This is a genomic window from Streptomyces sp. ActVer (assembly GCF_027270795.1).
Taxonomy (GTDB): Bacteria; Actinomycetota; Actinomycetes; order Streptomycetales; family Streptomycetaceae; genus Streptomyces; species Streptomyces umbrinus_A.
Genome location: NZ_JAPWHT010000681.1, coordinates 1 through 3793, shown reverse-complemented (window position 1 = coordinate 3793; position 3793 = coordinate 1). Strand labels below are relative to the sequence as shown.

At 72.8% G+C, this 3793-nt stretch carries 3 protein-coding genes; 2 read left to right on the top strand and 1 reads right to left on the bottom strand.

Features of this window, described 5'->3' with window-relative positions; all coding sequences use genetic code 11:
- The first annotated feature begins 170 nt into the window (after positions 1-170).
- Both O3Q52_RS50355 and O3Q52_RS50350 read left to right on the top strand, forming a co-directional pair.
- The gene (locus tag O3Q52_RS50355) at positions 171-998 is read left to right on the top strand and encodes a bifunctional 2-polyprenyl-6-hydroxyphenol methylase/3-demethylubiquinol 3-O-methyltransferase UbiG (protein ID WP_269655125.1); all 828 of its coding nucleotides are present in this window, start codon (positions 171-173) and stop codon (positions 996-998) included.
- 289 nt (positions 999-1287) lie between these two features.
- Entirely contained in the window at positions 1288-1689 is a 402-nt protein-coding gene (locus O3Q52_RS50350) for a DUF3040 domain-containing protein (protein WP_189840297.1), read from the top strand.
- A 331-nt stretch (positions 1690-2020) separates the two neighbouring features.
- Here O3Q52_RS50350 and O3Q52_RS50345 read toward each other — a convergent pair.
- On the bottom strand, positions 2021-3793 hold a 1773-nt coding region (locus O3Q52_RS50345; RefSeq protein WP_269655124.1), incomplete at its 5' end, for a DUF3488 and transglutaminase-like domain-containing protein.

Here is a 3793-nt window from a genome sequence, read left to right as displayed (position 1 = left end):
GGGGCCGGCGGCGGGCCGCGTCCGGCGCGCGAGACGGAGGGCCGACGACGGGGCGCGAGGCAATAGGGTTGGAGGCGCCTGCATCTCCCCGGCGCCGGACAGGGCGGGGGAGGTATCCCCCATCGCTCCGCCGTACGCAAGGGCGGCGCCGTGCCGAGGAGTCAACTGCCGTGTCGGACCCGATGCGCCCGCCCGTCTCCCACCACCGCCCTCAGCCGACGGCGCCGCGCTCGGACCCCTCACGCCCCCGCGCCTCTCTCCGTACCGCCGTGGTCTGGGACGTTCTGAAGGACGCCCTCGACCGCCGGGTCAAGGCCGCGGGCCGGGAGTCGCTGGACGTCCTCGACACCGGAGGCGGCAGCGGCAACTTCGCGGTGCCCGTCGCCCGCCTCGGCCATCGCGTCACCGTCGTGGACCCCAGCCCGAACGCGCTGTTCGCGCTGGAGCGCCGGGCCGCCGAGGCCGGCGTCGCCGACCGCGTCCAGGGAGTCCAGGGTGACGCCCACGGCCTCTTCGACGTCGTCGAGCGCGGCGGCTACGACGCGGTGCTCTGCCATGGCGTTCTGGAGTACGTGGACGACCCCGCCGAGGGTCTCCGCAACGCGGTCGGGGCACTGCGTCCCGAGGGCGTGCTCAGCCTGCTCGCCGCCGGTCTCGGAGGCGCGGTGCTCGCGCGCGCCCTCGCCGGCCACTTCACGGAGGCCCGGCACGCCCTCGGTGACCCGGACGGCCGCTGGGGCGAGGGTGATCCCGTACCGCGGCGCTTCACGGCCGACCAGCTCACCGCTCTGGTCGAGGGCGCGGGCCTGCGCGTCGGTGCCGTGCACGGCGTCCGGGTCTTCGCGGACCTGGTACCCGGCGTCCTCGTGGACACCGAACCGGGGGCCCTGGACGCCCTGCTCAAGCTGGAGGCCGCGGCGGCCGAACTCGCCGCCTTCCACTCCGTGGCGACGCAGCTCCATGTGCTCGGTGAGACTCGCGAGTCCACCGAGACCTGAGCCGCCTCCCGTGAGGGAGCTGTGGAGGCGCGCCGCTGATCAGGGGCGCGACGGCAGATGGAGTACGCCACAGGCCCCCCGATCGGGCGCTCGGAGCCGTATGATCGAGGGAGACCGTCCGGCATGACGGGCCGGTCGCTGGGGAATCTACGCCTCAGTGGATCGGAACGCCATGGCGGGTTCCGGTTGGCGAATTGGCGCAGAGGGGCGGGTTTCACGGGGGCGATTCCCTGCCTATCCTGAAGGGGACCCCCGGTCGCCCCGGCGACTGCACGATGAGGAGGACGCCGTGCCGCTCTCGGAGCACGAGCAGCGAATGCTCGAGCAGATGGAGCGAGCGCTGTACGCCGAAGATCCCAAGTTCGCGACAGCGCTTGAGGGAAGCGGGCTGCGTACGTACACCCGGCGACGGGTCTACCAGGCGGTCGCCGGCTTCCTCGTAGGTATCGCGCTCCTCATGGCCGGAATGGTCGCACAGCAGATTTGGGTCAGCGTGGTGGGTTTTCTCGTCATGCTGGGCTGCGCGGTGCTCGCCGTAACCGGTTGGCGCAAGGCCCCCAAGCCGGGCGAACAGCCCGCCGCGGGTGCGCCGGGCGCTCCGCAGGCCCGTCGTCAGGGCCGGCAGCGGCGCTCCATGATGGATCGCATCGAACAGCGCTGGCAGAAGCGCCGTGACGAAGGCGGCCAGTAGCCTCCGGGCGCGGGCCGAAGACGTACGCACGTAAGGGGTGACCACCTTGGGGTGGCCGCCCCTTCAGCGTGCCCTGCCGCAGCCGGGACCCAGAGCCTGACCCCGGCTCCACCGTCCACGATCCTGCCGCTCCGGGCCCCGCCGCCCCCGGCCCCGCTCGCGGAGACGGTGAACGAGGCGGGCTGAGCCGTATCCGAAGCCGTGTCCCGCCGACGCGGCAGCAAAGAACGAAGAGCACGCGAAACGGAAGCCGCACGCCGCGCAGCGAAAGCCGGAAGGGGGCCTACCCGAACCGGGTAGGCCCCCTTCCGGCTTTCCGAGCCGGACGGCCTCAGCCGCTGCCCTGCCCCGACGGGCGTCCCGACGGGCGGCGCACGAGCGCCGTCCAGCGGGCCGTGGCCCGGGACTTCAGCGCGATCCAGCCCTCGGACGCCGCCCACGCCACCCGTACGGCCGAGCGTGGTGCGAGCAGTGCGCGCAGGCGCGTACCGCGGCTGACCGTGGCGTGCAGGCCCGCCGTCATCCGGCGTACGTCATCGGCGAGACCGGCGGTCGGCCGGGGACGTGGCGCGTACAGGACCTGCTCCACCGCGTCGGCGACCCGGTGTACGCAGGCCGCGGCATCCGGTTCGAGATGCCCGATGCGGACGATCCGTGCCGCCGCCTTGCGGGGCGTCTGGGAGTCGTCCGGCGCGATACCGAAGTCCCATGCCGTATCGGTCACCTCCTGCCAGGCCGCCAGAGTGGCGGCCGCGGCATCCGCCTCGGTGCGTCCGCGCGAGCCGAGCCGCACGAACCTGGCCCGCATCCGCCACAGCATCGGCAGCAGCGGCACCGCGAGCACGGCGAGCCCCGCCAGGGTGAACCCGAGGATCGCGAACCACGGCGGTCCGTCGTCCGTCGATCCGAACGCCGCCTGCGGAGACTCGCTGCCGCAGGGCTGCTCCAGCTTCTTCTCCGCCGCCGTGCAGCTTTCGCTGCTCGACGGTTCGGCGGACGGCGCCGAGGACGAGGAGCGCGAGGGGAGGTCCGGGTTGGGGAGCGTGTTGCCCGGCGTGTCCGTGCGGGTGTACTCCGGAACCGTGCCCCGGCCGGGCGTCGGCTCGAAGCGGGTCCAGCCCACGCCCTCGAAGTACAGCTCGGGCCAGGCGTGCGCGTCCCGCAGGCCCACCGAGTTCGTGCCGTCGGCCTGCGGCGAACCCGGCGTGAAGCCCACCGCGACGCGGGCCGGGATGCCCAGCGTGCGGGCCATCGAGGCCATCGCGAAGGAGAAGTGGACGCAGAAGCCCTCCTTTTCCCTCAGGAAGCGCGCTATCGCCTGGGACCCAGTGCCGACCTGCACCTCCGTGTCGTACGTGAAGCCGCCGTCCACGGCGAACCAGTCCTGGAGCTTCACCGCACGCTCGTAGTTGTTGGCCAAGCCGGCCGTGAGCTCCCGTGCCGTCTCCGCCACCACCGGAGGCAGTGACTCCGGTACCTCGGTGAACTCGCGCTTCAGCGCCGCAGGAGCCTCCGGCGCGTTGGCGAGCTGCTCCGCGGTGGGCTGCACGATCAGGCTCTTGACCGTGTACTCCAAGCCTCGCGTGGTCTGCCCGTGGTCGCCGACGAGCGTGCGGCCCACGGGTTCGTACCGCCACTTGCCCTTGATCCCCACCGCGCTGGCGGCGTAGGGCATGGGCAGCCAGTCCTGCGCGTACCAGTCGGCCGCGGAGATCCTCGTCTGGATCTCGGTGCGTCGGACGTCGGCACCGAGGCCCAGCGGCGTCGGGAACGACTCCGGTACATCCTCGACACTCCGCTTGGCCGGTTTCCACGCCGTGCCGTCGAACTCGTCGAGCGCGACGATCCGCAGATAGAGGTCCTTTGTCTCCTCGGAGTTGGTGCGGTACGACATGACCTCGCGGTCCTCGTCCACGTTCAGGCTGTCGCGGAGCGAGACCAGCGGGTTCACCGCGGAGATCGTGCCGCCGCCGCCCGAGCCCGTGCCGACGCCGGTCCCGGTGCCGTCCAGCAGCCCGCCGTCGAGCGCGGGCAGGGCGAGCGGCACCACCAGGGCGATGCCGAGCGCCACGGCACCGATGCGCCGCCCCGTGCGGATCGGCGC